General features: G+C 34.2%; 9 protein-coding genes. 3 read left to right on the top strand and 6 right to left on the bottom strand.

Annotation, left to right across the window (positions count from 1 at the left end):
* Positions 1-90: 90 nt before the first annotated feature.
* The 6 genes from P2W65_RS11565 to P2W65_RS11540 form a co-directional block, all read right to left on the bottom strand.
* Positions 91-2,994 carry an FAD-binding and (Fe-S)-binding domain-containing protein gene (locus P2W65_RS11565; protein ID WP_434783362.1) on the bottom strand — a complete coding sequence of 968 codons (2,904 nt, stop codon included), beginning with the start codon at positions 2,992-2,994 and terminating at the stop codon, positions 91-93.
* Positions 2,995-3,221: 227 nt separating this feature from the next.
* A complete protein-coding gene (locus P2W65_RS11560) occupies positions 3,222-4,526 on the bottom strand; it encodes a serine hydrolase domain-containing protein (protein WP_289665703.1) in 1,305 nt (434 codons plus the stop codon).
* A gap of 10 nt (positions 4,527-4,536) precedes the next feature.
* A complete protein-coding gene (locus P2W65_RS11555; protein WP_289665702.1) occupies positions 4,537-6,018 on the bottom strand; it encodes a glycoside hydrolase family 10-like protein in 1,482 nt (493 codons plus the stop codon).
* A gap of 207 nt (positions 6,019-6,225) precedes the next feature.
* Positions 6,226-8,061: an outer membrane protein assembly factor BamB family protein gene (locus tag P2W65_RS11550; RefSeq protein WP_289665701.1), complete on the bottom strand. Its 1,836-nt coding sequence runs from the start codon at positions 8,059-8,061 to the stop codon at positions 6,226-6,228.
* Between the two features lie 346 nt (positions 8,062-8,407).
* Positions 8,408-9,301, bottom strand: a complete 894-nt coding sequence (locus tag P2W65_RS11545) for an alpha/beta hydrolase (protein ID WP_289665700.1) — start codon at positions 9,299-9,301, stop codon at positions 8,408-8,410.
* 137 nt (positions 9,302-9,438) lie between these two features.
* Complete coding sequence (locus P2W65_RS11540) at positions 9,439-10,188, bottom strand: DeoR/GlpR family DNA-binding transcription regulator (RefSeq protein WP_179006739.1); 750 nt, start codon at positions 10,186-10,188, stop codon at positions 9,439-9,441.
* 246 nt (positions 10,189-10,434) lie between these two features.
* Here P2W65_RS11540 and P2W65_RS11535 point away from each other — a divergent pair, with 246 nt between their 5' ends.
* The 3 genes from P2W65_RS11535 to P2W65_RS11525 all read left to right on the top strand — a co-directional run bounded on the left by P2W65_RS11535 (position 10,435) and on the right by P2W65_RS11525 (position 16,924).
* A complete protein-coding gene (locus P2W65_RS11535) occupies positions 10,435-13,713 on the top strand; it encodes a SusC/RagA family TonB-linked outer membrane protein (RefSeq protein WP_289665698.1) in 3,279 nt (1,092 codons plus the stop codon).
* 32 nt (positions 13,714-13,745) lie between these two features.
* Entirely contained in the window at positions 13,746-15,482 is a 1,737-nt protein-coding gene (locus tag P2W65_RS11530) for a RagB/SusD family nutrient uptake outer membrane protein (RefSeq protein ID WP_289665696.1), read from the top strand.
* A 242-nt stretch (positions 15,483-15,724) separates the two neighbouring features.
* Positions 15,725-16,924, top strand: coding sequence for an exo-beta-N-acetylmuramidase NamZ family protein (locus P2W65_RS11525; protein WP_289665694.1), 1,200 nt, complete (start codon positions 15,725-15,727; stop codon positions 16,922-16,924).
* Positions 16,925-17,051 lie beyond the last annotated feature (127 nt).

Raw genomic sequence — 17,051 nt, 5'->3', positions numbered from 1 at the left:
ACAAAAATAAATCTGCTCAATCTGCCAAATCTGCGAGAGAAAAACTTTGCGTCCTTTTCTCGTAATTCTTAGCGCTCTTTCCAGTTAAATCTACTTCAAGCAATCTCTCAAAATACTAACCGGATGCTGTGCTTCACGTTTTGTTCCATCATAAATTTGATGACGACAACTGGTTCCTGCAGCGGCAATTTTTACATTTTCTGCAGTGTTTCTCACTTTCGGGAATAAAGTATCTTCTCCCATCTGCATACTCACTTTGTAGTGCTCTTTTTCGTATCCAAATGAACCTGCCATTCCGCAGCAACCTGAATTGTAAATAGTAACTGTATTATTTTTAGGTAAATTCAGCATGGCAAAAGTAGCTTCAACAGAACTTAGAGATTTTTGATGACAATGTCCGTGAATTTTAATTTCTTTCGTTTCCTCTGAAAATGAATCTGGAGTTATCTTTCCGTCTATGATTTCTTTTTTAAAGAATTCTTCAATTGTAAACGCATTTTGAGCTAATTTTTCCGCAGCTTCTTTATCATCTGCCAAACGGAGATATTCGTCTCTGAAAGTCAAAATAGCCGAAGGTTCAATTCCAATTAAAGGTGCATTGGCTAAAACCAAATCTTTAAACACATTTACATTATGATTGGCAATTTTCTTGGCTTCTTCTAAAAAACCTTTTGACAAATACGTTCTACCGCTTTCTTCATGATCTACAACCAAAACTTGATACCCTAATTTGGTTAATAATTCGAAAGCATCAATTCCAATGTTTACGTCGTAATAATTCGTGAATTCATCTACAAATAAATACAATCTTCCATTTAGAAAATCTGCAGCTGTTGGTTTATGATTTTGATGCCATTTTCTAAAAGTCTTTTTCGCTAAAAGCGGCACCTGTCTTTCAGGAGCAATTCCCATTGATTTTTTAACCAAGGACTGATTCGAAATAAAATTCGTAATTGACGGGAACAAACTTCCCATTTTATTCAGTTTGGCATTGTTGGCAAAGATTTTACTTCGAGTTGAGAATCCATTTGCTTTTTGGTATTGATATAAAAATTCTGCTTTTAGAGTCGCAACGTCAACGTTACTTGGACATTCGCTTGCGCAAGCTTTACAGCTTACACACAACTCAAAAACTTCGTATAATTCCTTTTGGTCAAATTTGTTTTCTTTTTCAGAATACGTCAAATATTCTCTTAAAGCGTTTGCACGTGCGCGAGTGGTTTCTTTCTCATTTCTAGTTGCTCGATAACTCGGACACATTGCTCCTCCTGCCGACGGCATTTTTCGACAATCTCCTGAACCGTTGCATTTCTCCGCAGCACGTAAAATTCCTAAACTATCTGAAAAATCCTGAAACGTTTTAATATCTGGTTCTACCCTTCCCGAAATCACACGATGATTTTCGTCCATTTTCAAAGCATTGACAATCTTTCCTATATTTAAAACTGAGTTTGGATCGAACGCTAATTTAAGTCGTTTCAGTAGTTCGTAATTTTTATCCCCAATCATAAACGGAATAAACTCACCACGTACAATTCCGTCTCCGTGTTCGCCACTTAATGAACCTCTATATTTTTTAACCAAATGCGCCACATCCGTCGCAATGGTTCTGAATAATTTTAAGTCAGATGTTTTTTTCAAGTTCAAAACAGGACGAAGGTGTAATTCTCCTGCTCCAGCATGAGCATAATAAATCGCTTCTTGTCCGTGGCTTAACATCATAGCTGAGAACTCTGCAATATAAGCTGGCAAATCACTTAATTCAACTGCTGTATCTTCGATAGAATCGGCTGCTTTATCGTCTCCAACAATACTTCCTAAAAGACCTAATCCAGCTTTTCTAAGTTCGTTAGCTTTATCAATATCTGCTCCGTAAATTTTGACACTGGCGTAACCAAAATTGTGTTTCTCTAAATCTGCAATTAAAGCATTCGCTTGTTTTTCTGCATCTTCCAAATTGTGCGACGCCACTTCAAACAACATAATCGCTTTTGGTTCTCCAACTAAAAAGAAACGATTTTTAATGTGTTCTCGATTCGTTTTAGTACAATCTAAAATCGTGTCGTCGATCATTTCACAAGTGTACAAATGATGTTTCATTGCCACGACAACTGATTCCAATGATTCCTGAATAGTATGATAATGTGCCACCACCATAATATTATGTGCTGGCGGTAAATCATCTACTTTTAAAGTGATTTCGGTTGTAAAAGCTAAAGTTCCTTCACTTCCGCAAAGTAATTTTCCAAGATTTACAGTTGGTTCAGTTCCTCCAAATAATTCTGATTTTAGCAGAATATCAACAGCGTAGCCCGTGTTTCTTCTGTGAATTTCCGGTTTTGGAAATTCTCTTATAATTTCTTCCTGATTTTCTTTTATGGAAAGTTCGTCGTAAACGCTTTTGTAGATTTTATTTTCTAAAGTATCTCCTTTCGTTTTCTCCATAAATTCAGCAGAAGTCAGTTCGCCAAAAGCTACTTCTGTTCCGTCACTCAAAATCGTTTTTACCTCAACAATTTTATCACGCGTTACACCGTAACGAATCGAAGTGGTTCCAGAAGAATTGTTCCCCACCATTCCGCCAATCATAGCTCGGTTTGAAGTCGAAGTGATTGGAGCAAAAAATACATTATAAGGTTTTAAGAATAAATTCAGTTCATCACGAATCACACCTGGCTGCACCGTAACGGTTTTCTTTGCTTCGTCATATCCAAGTATTTTAGTGAAATGTTTCGAAACATCTATTACCAATCCGTCTCCAACTGCCTGACCTGCCAATGAAGTTCCGGCTGTTCTTGGCGTAACAGAAATATTGTGTTTCGACGCAAATTGAATTAATTTACTGATGTCTGCCGTAGTTTTTGGTAATGCAACAGCATTTGGCCTAATTCTGTATACTGATGCATCGGTAGAATAAAGTGTTTTATGAAGATCATCATATAAAAGTGTTCCTTCTAATGATTCGGATAACTGCTGTAACTCTTGGTTTGACATTATATTCTAATTTGTTGTCTAAAACTGATTTATTTTTTGTTGATGAGATTACAAAATTACTGTAATTTCAATAGTTATATTCTATTATATGTGATTAAAATAAAAGTATGAATCAAAGTTTTTCCGCCACGAATTCACGAATTATTTCAAATAAATTGGTGTAATTCAAAATTATTTTCACGTACAGATTTTCAAATTAATTCGTGAATTCGTGGCAAAAAAAACTTTTACTTATTAATCTGCTTCCAGATTTTTGCCATAAAATCATCCTTGTACATTATTCTGTTGGTTCTTGTTGGATTTACGCGATTGGTTAGAACAATGAGAAATCTGTTATTGTCTGGGTTCATAAAGAAAAAAGTTCCTGTGAAACCTGTGTGACCAAAATCATCTGCTTTGAAAAATTCATCTGGTTTTCTTTTGTCAAAACCAAGTCCGCGGTAGATGCCCCCTTTTGCTAAAGGCGATTGCGTAAACTCCTTTACTACTTTTGCTTTCAGAATTTGTTTCCCTTGAAATTTCCCATCATTTAATAACATCTGACAGATAACAGAAATGGATTGAGCATTGGCAAACAAACCTGCATTTCCTGAAACACCTCCAAAAATCGCTGCGGCTTCATCGTGAACATAACCTCTAATAGTGTCTTTTCTAAAGAAATTATCCAATTCTGTCGGTATTACATTTTCAATAGATGTCCATTTTAAAGGATTGTATCCAATTTTAGAAATACCCAATTCTGTGTAAATTTCATTAGTCAATTGATCTAATTTCTTTCCTGTTTTGGCTTCGATCATTTCCTTTACCAAAAGTAAATTCAAATCGCTGTACACATATTTTCCTCGCGGATTAACATTTGCATTAGCAATCTGATCATAAACTGTTTTGTGAAATTCAGGATTCAGCCACATATTTTTATAAACCTGAATCCAATTTTCTTTGGGTGTAAACGAAAGATAATTGACATCGTAAATTATATTCTTGTTTACATACATGGTATCAAACAATTCCGGATATTCTGCGGATTTTTTATCACTCAAAAGCGGGGCTCCATCAGGTGTTGAAAGCAGACTTTGATAAAAAGTAATGCTGGCTTTTAATCCTGAAGTATGTGTTAATAATTCAAAAAGTGTTAAATCTGCAATTGGAGTATTTTTAAAAAAAGGTACTGCATCGCCTACTCTGTCCGTCAATTTTATTTTATCCTCGTCCACCAAACGCATGGTTACTAACGTTGCACCTAAAACTTTAGACATCGAAGCCAGATCGTAAACATCCTCATTTTTTACAGCTTGTTTTTTTGAATAATCCTGAAAACCATAATTTTTCGAAATAAAAACAGCATCCTTGTTTCCCATCATAACCTGAGCTCCAGGAAAGAATCCTTTTTCCAGCGCGTTGGTCATCATTGAATCGATATAAACTTCATTTCGTTTTACATCAAAAGATTTTTTGGAATTTTTCTGCGCATAACTGCTGATTCCCAAAAAAATCAAAAAAGCGAATACAATTTTAAATGTTCTATTTTCCATTATTACATTTTTATTTTGTTGTAAATTCTACTGGAATACTTTCTGTCTGTGTCTGACTTAAAGCTGAAACAGCATAAACATAATTCTCTAAATCAGGATTTGGAACTTCCAATTTTGTAAGCGCAGTCACGTAATAAATATTTGCCGAATTGGAGAAATCTGTAATTTTCCCTTTTGGAAATCTATAAATTACATATTTCTTATCGTGCATTTCGGCTTTCCAGCTTAAAACTGCTGTATCGCCTTTTTTAGCAATTACCGCATTGGTTGGCGCATTTGGTTTTATTCTTGTAATTCTGTTTGCTTCAGGAGTTAGGGCAATGTATTTATATGGTTTTTCAACAAGAGCATTTCTTAACGTATCGCCTTTTTTGAAAAATGAATTTGCTGTAAAATGCATCGAACCGTCTATTAACGGCATTTTGCGAATCATCTCTATCTGCTTTACAATTTGATCTGGACTTCTCCATTCTGGCTCTTTTGCGGTATTTGAAATCTTATAATCGCCATGACCAACATAAACGTTTGCACCATATTTATGTTCTGCCCACCATTTTGCCAAAACTTCAAAATTAGCCCTGTCGAAACCAATATGCCAGTACAACTGCGGTGTTACATAATCGATCCAGTTTTCTTTCTGCCATTTTAAAATGTCGGCATATAAATCGTCATAATTAGTCGCTCCTGCCTTGGTATTAGAACCTTGAGAATCTTTCGCAATATTACGCCATACACCGAAAGGCGAAATTCCAAATTCAACTTCTGGTTTATTGGCAATAATAGTATCTCTGATTTGCTTGATGATTAAATCAACATTATCTCTTCGCCAATCGTCTTTGTCTTTAAACTGACGAGGTTCTTTAGCGAAAGCTTTTTCATCTGGAAATTCTTGTCCTTCTATTTTATATGGATAAAAATAATCATCCATATGAACAGCCTGAATATCATAATTTCGAACAATCTCGCCTACTACAGAAGCCACAAAATCTCTGGTTTCTTTGTAACCCGGATTAAAATATCTTGATTTCCCATAGGTTAAAAATAGTTCTGGTTTCTTAAAATATAAATGAGATTTAGTCAATACATCTTTTACAGTGTCTTTTTGTACACGATACGGATTCAGCCAAACGTGAACATTCATTCCTCTTTTTCCAGCTTCATCAATCATCATTTGCAACGGATCAAATCCAGGAGAAACACCTTGAGTTCCGGTTATCCAATGCGAAGCTGGTTCTTTTGTTGATTTGTAATATGCATCAGCCGTTGGGCGGATTTGAAAAATTACGGTGTTTAAATTATTAGATCGTAAATTATCTAAAATAGAAATCATTTCAGCTTTCATCTGTTTATCAGACAATCCAGGTTTTGATGGCCAGTCGATATTGTCTACGGTAGAAATCCACGCTGCACGCATTTCTCTTTTAGGAGATTCCTGACTGAAAAGTTTTGCTTGAAAGAGCAATATCAGGATTATGAACTTTAGGTTTTTCATAAGTTTATATTTTGATTAGCTAGTTGTTGTTTAACAATTTAACCGCTAAGTTCGCTAAGTTTTACGCAAGGTTCGCTAAGTTTTCTTTTTAATCTCGCAAAGTCGCAGAGTCGCAAAGTATTACTTAAAGCTAATGAAAGAAAAAAAACTTTGCGACTCTGCGACTTTGCGAGAAAATTTGTCGACTAGAAAAAAACTCTTAAAAAATTATTCCAACAAAAAGATTCCGCCTTCAATTAGCGATGCCCAAACTTGTCCTTTATTATCAACTGTAAATCCGTTTACACTTGAACTTCCCAGATTAATTTGTTTGATGATTTCAAATTTGGCTGCATCGACGATTATCACTTCTCCTTTTCGGCTTCCAATATAAATTTTATTTTTATTTTCTACTATTCCTGCAGGATTGTGCTCATATCCTAATTTTAGATCCAGAACTTTACTTTGTGCAATTACATTTTCTTCTGTTAATTCAAGATTATCGTTCAATGGTACTCTTACCAGTTCTCCATCCATTGTTTTGCCGTAAAACCATTTCCCATCCTGGCTTTTACCCATTGACTCTCTAATTTTCCATTTCTGAGTTCTCAAAAGTGTTTTACCCGTTTCAAGATCTAATATAGTTAAGAAACGCTGTGGCGTAACAAAATAAAGTCGACTTTTTGTTGCAACCATATTGACATTTCCAGCCGAATACAGAATCTGCTTATCATTACCATTATTCCATTTCCAGATTAGTTTTCCAGTGTTTTTGTCCAGGCAATACACGTACGAATCCCAAACTCCAAAAATTATTTTATCGCCTTGTATTAAAGGTACTCCTTGCGAATAAGATGCTGGCAAATTATTCTGCCAGATTACTTTACCAGTTACAGCATCTACACAAATAAACGCTGTTGAACTCGCTGTATAAATTTTATTGTTTTCTGCAATTGGCGAACCTACCAAGACACCACCAACCGGAATTGTCCATCTTTCTTTTCCCGATTGTGTATCAAAACCTTTCAGATTTCCTTCAATAGTACCAATAACTAAATTATTTTTTACAATGATGGGCGAAAAATAAATCGAATTGCCAGTTTCGGTTTTCCAGTTGACACTTTTGTTTTTCAAATTTACCGATTTTATTTCTCCAATAGAATTCGTAAAATAAAGGTTCTTTTTATCAAATGCCGGAAGACTGTAAATAGAAGCAATATCTTTTATAAAAGGAGATTGCATTGCTAAACTATCTTTCGGGATTGCAATTTTAGAAGGTTTTGACGGAACCGAAAATCTAAAAACTTCTGGTTTATCTATTTCCTTTTGATAGATACTGATACTGTCTTTGCTGATAATTACCTGATTATAACTTTTTGTTTTGCCGTCAAGCGAAGTGATAGAAGTTCCCATTATACCGCTCAAACCAGAGAAATCATATTTCCTTAAGGTATGTCCATGACCGCAAAAAGTCGCAACAGTTGGATATTTTGCTAAAACCGAAAGTACTTCTTTGTAATTGCTGACGCTGTTATCTAACGGATAATGAGCAAAATTCAGCACTTTTTTAGTGCTGTTTTTAAGATTTTCTTTTAAGGTTTTATCCAGCCAAAGCACATCTTCGTGTTTCACAAATCCGTCGCCCATTTTCATGTAAGGCCCGCATGGAAATCCGATGAAAACATAATCTCCTTTTGAAAACACAAACCGATCCTCGCCAAATATTTTTTTATAAGTTAATCCAGCGCTTTCACTCCAGTTCGTTTCATGGTTTCCTGAAATTACATAATAAGGTATTTTGAGCTGAGAAAGTATGGAATGAACTTGTTTTAATTCATCATCTGCACCACGATTTGTTAAATCTCCCGTTACAATTGCAAATTCAAAATCAGAATTATTGATTTCTTTTACGATATTCTGAAGTAAAAAATCATTATCATTTCCTACTGAAACATGCAGATCGGTCAATTGCACAAATTTGATGTTTTCTGATTTTTCTGGATTTTGAGAAAAACCGGAAACTATTATAAAAAGCAATAATATTCTTGAAAATAGATTTTTCATAGATGTTTTTTTATTTATTAAAACTTCATTTAAATTATGTTGTAATTACATTGTGTTAGATGAACTGCAGTGCATCTCTACGATATATGTCTATGTGCTTTTTTCTCACGCTCCCGATAGCTATCGGGATTGCAGATTCAGCAGATTTAATTCTTGGGGATTTGCTTCAGTAATTCACTATCGCTCGGTTTTATGCAAAAAAAATCTTAAATACTTTTAATCTTTGGCTATTCTAATTTATTGAGAAATACCTAACAGGTTTTGAAAACCTGTTAGGATTAGGTAACCAACCAAAATTTATGCATTACTTTTTTTATGGGTAAAATCGCAATACACACTTACTTATCTAATTTTTTATATTGTCTTTGAAAAAATTATTAAAGAACAGCAACTGAAACTTTAAAGAGTTTTCCCAATACATAAGATCATGTTTTCCGGGGCGTTCTATGTAATCGTGATTTATTTTTAAGGTTAGCATTTTAGCATGAAGCTGTCTGTTTACTTCCATGAAAAAATCATCAACCCCACAATCTATAATCAACTTTAAATTATTTTCTTTTACCAAATCAAGCATATTGGTAACGGTATTTTTATCCCAATTCTCAGGAAACTCCGTGATAGTGCCAAGACGTTTTTTAATATCCCAGTTATCAGGAAATGGTCTAAAATCTACTCCGCCACTCATACTTCCTGCCGCACCAAATACATCCTGATGTTTGAAAGACAAATACAAAGCACCATGTCCGCCCATGCTTAAACCTGAAATTGCTCTATTTTCACGATTGGCAAGAGTCTTGTATTTTTTGTCTATATAAGGCACTAATTCTTTTATAACATAAGTTTCATACTTAAAATTAGGATCGATTGGACTGTCAAAATACCAGCTTGAGTAATTCCCGTCTACACCCACTACAATAAAATTATATTGATCCGCCTGACTTTTAAGCTCTTTGAAATCTTTTGCCCAAGAACCATAATTTCCACTATATCCGTGAAGCAGATAAACTACAGGGAATTTTTTATCGTTTTTTTTATAACTATCTGGAACTATAACACAGCTTTTAATATTCTTATTCATTGAAGGACTGAAAACCTGAATGGTATCAACTGTCGCCGCTTTTGCAGAAAAAAACAAAAAAATTAAGAATAAGGTATAAAGTACTTTTAAATTACACTTATTTCGAAATAAAGCTTCCTCACTTTTTTGAAGTCTATTTGGAGTAGAGGAATAGTTTTTCATATCATATTGGTTTTGTTAGAAAATAGTTTTAACAAATATATACAAAAAACAAACAGAATACATTATTTTGCATTATTTAACAAAATAAAACACAAATAACGCAAAAACATGCAGAAATAATTATATAATACTCCTTCTTATAATATAAAAACCCCCGATTTTCTATATTCTTCAAGACTGGCGTCTTCGGGATCAAGATTAGTCACAATGGTATCCAATTGTTTTAAATCGCAAACTACATGAGGCATTTTGGTATTCAATTTATCAGAAGAAAACATAGAAACTACTCTATCAGAAGCTTCTATCATGGCTTTTTTTACAATTGAGATTTCATAGCCAATCTCTGTCAATCCTTGTTTTACATTAATACTGCTGGCACCTATAAAACAAATATCAGCTTTAATTTTTGACACTACCTGAATTACATCCATGCCAATTGTTACCATTGCATTTTTCTGCATTTTCCCTCCAATAAAGATCAAATCAATATTAGGATGTTGTGACAATTGCATTGCTATAGGAAGACTGTAAGTATAAATTGTCGCTTTTAAATCGGCCGGAATTAACTTTGCAAAAACCAAATTAGTGCTTCCTCCACTCATAATAATAACCTGATCATCACGAAGTAGAGACAGTGCTTTTGTAACAATCTTTATTTTTTCTTCTTCGTCTGATATAGTAATATTAAAAACGTCTGCAGATTTTTCTGTTACCTGTACAGCACCACCATAAACCTTCTCTAACAGCTTTTTACTATCCAGTTCGTTTAAATCTCTTCTAATGGTATCCTCAGACAAATCTAAAGCCAAAGCCAAATCAGTTGTGACAACTTTCTGTTCTTCAACAAGTTTAGTCATGATATATTTATGTCTTTCGGCTTTCAGCATATTATTAAAAGTTTAAATTCAGGCAAATATATCAAATAATTTTATTGAAATATAAAAGCAAGCCGAATTACTGCAACAGTTTGCATGTTTTAACTCAAAAAATAAAACAAGAAAAATTACACACTCAAAAAATGCGTTATTTTGCGTTATTCAAAAGATTTTAAAAAAATATTAACAATAAAAATGCATTTGTATGCAATAAATAAATATATTTGCTCAACAACCATTAAAAAAAACCAAGTAATCATGAAAAAACTATTTCTTATTTCATTGTTGGTTTTGTTCATTCAAGCAACTTTTGGGCAAACAAAAACAATCACTGGAACAGTAAAAAACAAAGCAGACGGATTCCCCATACCTGGTGTCAGCGTAATGATTCAGGGAACCTCTAATGGAACTACTACTGATTTTGACGGTAACTACAGTATCAGTATAGCGCCAGGACGAAGCCTTAGCTTCAGTTATATGGGTTTTGAAACCATAGCTGTAAAAATTGAAGGGCAACAAAAAGTAAATATTGACCTTTCTCCAAGTACTTCAAAACTGGATGAAGTTGTTGTTGTAGGTTTTGCTTCTCAGAAAAAAGCAAATCTTACTGGAGCAGTTGCAAAAGTAGATGTTAAAAAAGCTTTAGGAAGTATTCCCGTTACTGACATTACAAAAGGTTTACAAGGAACTACTCCGGGACTTAATATCACTAATAATTCAGGGAACTTAGGCAAACAATCAAGCGTTAATATTCGTGGTATGGGAACAATTGTAAATGGAGAAGCTTCAGGATCTCCACTTATTTTAGTTGATGGTGTTCCGGGCGATTTATCAATGCTAAATGCAGAAGACGTAGAATCGATGTCTGTACTTAAAGATGCTGCTTCTGCTTCTATTTATGGTGCTCGTGCTGCATTTGGAGTAATATTAATTACTACTAAAAGTGGTAAAAATGCTAAAGGCAAAGTGAGATTCGCTTACAGCAACAATACAGGATGGAGTAATCCTATTTCTTTAGTTCAATTTAATGATCCAACAGTTGAGCTTCCTGCAATGATTGAGGCACAAGCCAGAGCTGGTAATGCAAATCCAGAATCTTTTGGTATGAACTATAAAACATTATTGCCTGGTATTATTAACTGGAAAGAAAAATACGCTGCAACTAGAAATCCTAATGATAAAAACATGATCTTAGGAGAAGATTTTGATATTATTGGAGGAAAAGAATATTTCTACAGAATTTGGAATCCGCATGATGAAATGTTAAAAAAGAATGCGGTACAAACACTTCACAATTTATCAGCACAAGGTTCTCTGAGTGAAAAAAGCTCCTTTATTGTTTCGTTAGGTCTTGCTAATCAGGAAGGTGTAATGAAAATCAACAACGAAACCAACCAAAGATTCAATCTTAATCTTGGTCTAACAACAGAGTTAGCAAGCTGGCTTACAGGAGATTTCAAAGTATTAGGAACCTTCCAAGAATATGATTCTCCATTTAACTACTATAACAATGGTATTGATACTGCTGGTAACGGTTATTTTGGTTACTATATGCGTTGGGGCTCTTATTTCCCATATGGTACTTATAATGGCACTTACTTTAGACACGCGCCAGGTTATATGGCAAATGCATCTCAAAATGAAAGCAAGTCTAATGATATGAGGATAAGCGGAAAACTTACTGCTCAAGTCACAAAAGACTTTAATATCATTGGAGAATATAGTTTTAATACTAATTTTTCAAGTCTAAAAATGAACGGTGGTCAAGTGCCTCTTTGGGACTTTTGGACAGGTGCAGCTGACTTAGTTTCAGGAAAACCGACTTCAATGGAAGTGGCTAATGATTTTGTTGCGCAATCCAAATCATCTTTTACAAGAAATGTAGCCAATTTTTATGCAAATTATACAAAAACATTAGGAGAAAACCATAACTTTAAAGTATTAGGTGGTTTAAACTCAGAATGGTATGATTTTGAGAGAACCTACGCTCGTAGAAATACACTTTTGGACAAAAACAAACCAGAGTTTAATTTAGCAATTGGTGATCAATTTACTTCACCTCTTGTTGCTAATACCACTTTAAATCCAGGTTTATCAAGATATGCAATTGCAGGATTTTTTGCGCGTGTAAATTACGATTACAAAGGGAAATATTTACTGGAATTAAACGGACGTTATGATGGATCTTCAAAATTCCCTAGTAATGAGCAATGGGGATTCTTCCCTTCTGCTTCTGTTGGATATAGAATTTCTGAAGAAAGTTTCATGGAAGGAACAAGAGGCTGGTTAAATGATTTGAAAATCCGTGGTTCTGTTGGTTCAATCGGAAATCAAAATATCGCTAACAATGCCTTTTTACCAGTTATGACTAACGTTACTACTAACCCTAATCCTTATTGGATAGGTAGCGGTACGACAGTTAATCCTACTGTTAATCAGCCTTCAAATGTTGACCCTAATTTAACTTGGGAAAAGGTAACTACTCAGGATATTGGTATTGATATTCGTATCTTTAATATGTTAGGTTTAACATTTGATTATTATCAACGTGATACCAAAGGAATGTTAGCTCCAGGTAAAACACTTCCAGGTTCATTTGGTCAGACTGCTGCCAATACAAACTCAGGAAACTTAAGAACAACTGGTTGGGAATTGGCACTTAACTTTAATAAACAAATCAACAAAGACATAAGTGTTTATGCAGATCTTACACTTTCTGACAATACTACAGAAGTAACAGAATGGAACAACTCTTCTAAACTTTTAGGATCTTTTTATGCAGGTCAAAAATTAGGTGAAATCTGGGGATTAGAAACAGATCGATTAATTCAGTCAACAGATCAAATTGATGCAACAGGACTAATAGTAAATGGTGTTGATTATAAAAACGTAAGAACTGGTGCTTTTAGATACGGTGCAGGAGATGTAATGTATAAAGATTTAGACGGAGACGGAGTGATCTCAAGAGGAGATGGAACAGCTCTTAAACCAGGAGATTTAAAAGTTATTGGAAACACTACGCCTCGCTACCAATATGGAGTTCGTTTAGGTGGTGCTTTATATGGATTCGATATTGATGCTTTCTTTCAAGGTGTTGGTAAACGTGAATTCTGGACAACTTCAGACTTAGTTTTACCATTCTACAACAGAACAGATGCTATGTATGCAAGTATGAATGATTACTGGACACCGGAAAATACAGATGCGTATTTCCCTAATCCATATCCTGGACATGCTACGAATGCTTTTGGAGCTTATGCACCTGGATCAAACAATTTTGTTGCGCAATCACGTTATTTATTAGACATGTCTTATTTAAGATTAAAATCTATGACTCTTGGATATACTTTTCCAAAAAGCCTTTCTCAAAAAGCTGGATTTGATAAAATCAGACCTTATGTTTCAGGTTTCAACTTAGCGACTTGGAAAAGCAGTAAATTACCTGTAGATCCTGAAATTAACGAAACTGAAGCAGTATGGGGAAGAACTTTCCCTTATTCTAAAACGTGGTCAGTTGGTATACAGCTTGCGTTTTAATAAATGTATTTAAAAATCAAAAATTAATTAAGATGAGAAAATTAATCATAAACTCTAAGATAAAACTTTCAGTTGCCTTGTTTACTATTGCAAGTCTAACGGTTAGCTGCTCCGATTTTTTGGATACCCCTCCTGAAGATGTATTTACAGACAATAATTTTTGGACTTCAGAAAATAATGTAAAAACATATTCTTGGTTAAACTACAATACGTTTAATGGGTATGGAAATAATGCTGGTTCTACCGCTGATTTTTACTTTCACGCTTCGTCTACAGGATTAATAGACGACAATTTAGCCATGAATGTTTTTACTAACTTTTTAACAGCTCCAAATGCAACTAATGCAAACTGGAATGAATATTACACTTTGGTTCGCCGTTGTAATCTTATGTTAGAAAGAGTGCCAAATGTACCTATGGATCAAACGAAGAAAAATCACTACATAGGTGTCGCAAAGTTTTTTAGAGCCCATACTTATTTTCGTTTAGCACAGCAGTTTGGCGATGTGCCGTATACAGATAAGTATTTAGCACAAAGTGATGTTAACGTATATAAACCAGCTTTATCGCGAGCAGAAGTTATAGACAATGTTATCAAAGATTTAGAAGAAGCAATTCCAATGTTACTAAACGTTGATGATAGCAATGTTACTGTAAATAAATATACCGCTTATGCATTATTAAGCCGAGTATGTTTGAGCGAAGGTACTTACAGAAAATACAATTTAGGACAGAACGGAAATGCTTATCTTCAAAAAGCAAAAGAAGCTTCTTTAGCGGTAATGAATAATAATTCTTTCAAACTAAATGCAGATTGGAAAGCACTTTACAACTCTGTTGAGTTAATGAATAATACTGAGGTAATTTTAACCAAAAGATACATTAAAGGTGTTTTAGGAAATTCAGTGCAAGCCTATACTAATACCTCTACAGTTCAAAACGGGTTGACAAAATTTGCTGCAGAAAGTTATGTAACTACAAATGGACTTCCTATCAAGCAAGCTGGAAATGCTCAATTTTTAGGTGACAATACTATTGCTAATACTTTTGCCAACAGAGACCCAAGGTTTGCTAAAGCTTTTAGTACGGCAGATTATGCTTACTCTGATAAACCGTATAATGGTTTAACCTCTATCACAGGTTATGTATTTCAACTGTACAACAACCCTGCGACAACAGGTACAGACGTTTCAACAATTGGACAAAATCAAATTGACGCTCCAGTTTTTACACTAAGTGAAGTTTATTTGAATTATGCTGAAGCCTGTGCAGAATTAGGCACAATTACTAATGTTGATCTTGATTTATCACTAAACAAAGTTCGTACACGTGCAGGAATCGCTACTTTGACTACAGATGGTACAAATGCGACTGCAAGTGGAGTACAAATAAACGACCCGCAAAGAACAACTGCATTAGAACAACTTTCAGGAATTGTTAATCCAATTATATGGGAGATTCGTCGTGAGCGCAGAATCGAGTTTATGGCTTGGACTACTATGAGAAAAGAAGATCTTATGCGCTGGAAAAAAGGAGATTATTTAGATACTAATGCCAATCCTGATGTTGTTTTAGGAGCTAGAATACCTGCTTTGATAGGAGGAAATACTAAAACTAAAGTAAATGCACAAGGATATGTAATTCCTTATGCTGCAGGTGTGTCTAGACTGTTTGTTTCGCCAAAAAATTATCTAAGTGCGATCCCAACAAATGACATTAATCTATATGCTGCAGAAGGTGTTGAATTAAAACAAAACCCAGGCTGGTAATTCAAAATAATAAATAGATTATTTGCCCTTTATTATAAAAACTGCCTCTGGAAGCAATCTAACCAGAGGCAGTATTTAAACACTCTTTTTCAGTGTATAATCAATTGACAAAAGAAAGAAGTTAAAAGCCTCAATCTGAAATTTCAGATCATCATTTCTCATCATCAATCAAAACAACAACCAATCAAATAATAGCTTAATTTTATTAGTCAATTTTTGCCTAACTATTAATTGTAATTAAAATGATAAAATTCATCTCAAAAAGTGTCTTTATTTTAAGTTCTCTGTTTATTACGTCTTTGTATTCTAATTCGTTCTCAACAGCTGTAAACTACGGCACATCAGAAATTAATCCTCCAGCAATAAAAACTGGAGCAGATAATTACGAGAAATATTTACCGCTTTTAAAAGACAAAAAAATAGGAATTGTAACTAATCAAACAGGGATTTTATCTAACAAAACCCATTTAGTTGATTTTTTACTGGAGAAAAAAATTGCCATTCAAACCATCTTCGCACCAGAACACGGTTTTAGAGGAACTGCCGATGCAGGAGAACATGTTGTTGACGGAAAAGATCCAAAAACAGGATTATCCATCATTTCTCTTTACGGAGACAATAAAAAACCGAAACCAACACAATTAAACGGGATCGATATTATGATTTTTGATCTCCAGGATGTTGGTGCTCGTTTTTACACCTATATTTCTTCTTTGCATTATGTAATGGAGGCTTGCGCCGAAAACAATGTCCCGCTTATAATTTTGGACAGACCAAATCCTAATGGAAGTATTGTTGATGGCCCGCTTTTAGAAAAAGAATTTACCAGTTTTGTCGGCATGCACCCTATTCCACTCCTTCACGGAATGACAATTGGAGAATACGGTCAAATGATTAATGGAAAAAAATGGCTTAAAGATGGTGTTCAATGTAAACTAACTGTAATTCCATGCTCCAATTATAAACGTACAATGGAATACAGCTTATTAGTAAAACCCTCTCCAAATTTACCAAACGATCAGTCTATAAATCTATACGCCAGTTTATGTCTTTTTGAAGGAACTAATGTAAGCATGGGGCGTGGAACAGAAAAGCAATTTCAAATTTACGGTTCTCCTTATTTAACCAAAACCAATTTCAGCTTTACGCCGAAACCCAATTTTGGAGCCAAAGAGCCGCTTTATAACGGAAAAGAATGTTTTGGCGAAGATTTAACTTCATACCCAAAACTCAAACAATTAGAATTAAAATGGCTCTTAAAAGCCTATCAAAATACCAGCGATAAATCTAAATTTTTCAATTCCTTTTTTACCAAACTAGCCGGAACAAAAAAATTACAGCAGCAAATTGAATCTGGAGTTTCAGAAAAAGAAATTCGCACAAGCTGGAAAAAAGATTTAGAAGCTTTTCAAATCATGAGAAAACCGTATTTACTTTACTAAATATAACTTTTCATTCCCCGCCAAAAACCCCAAAACTGACTATTTTTTAATAAAATAGAGATTTCCTATATAAATTATCGAAATGAAAGATCCCAACAAAATCTGTCATTTCTCAACCAAAAAAAGA

It is taken from the genome of Flavobacterium panacagri (assembly GCF_030378165.1).
Taxonomy (GTDB): Bacteria; Bacteroidota; Bacteroidia; order Flavobacteriales; family Flavobacteriaceae; genus Flavobacterium; species Flavobacterium panacagri.
This window is presented reverse-complemented; position numbering and strand designations above follow the sequence as displayed.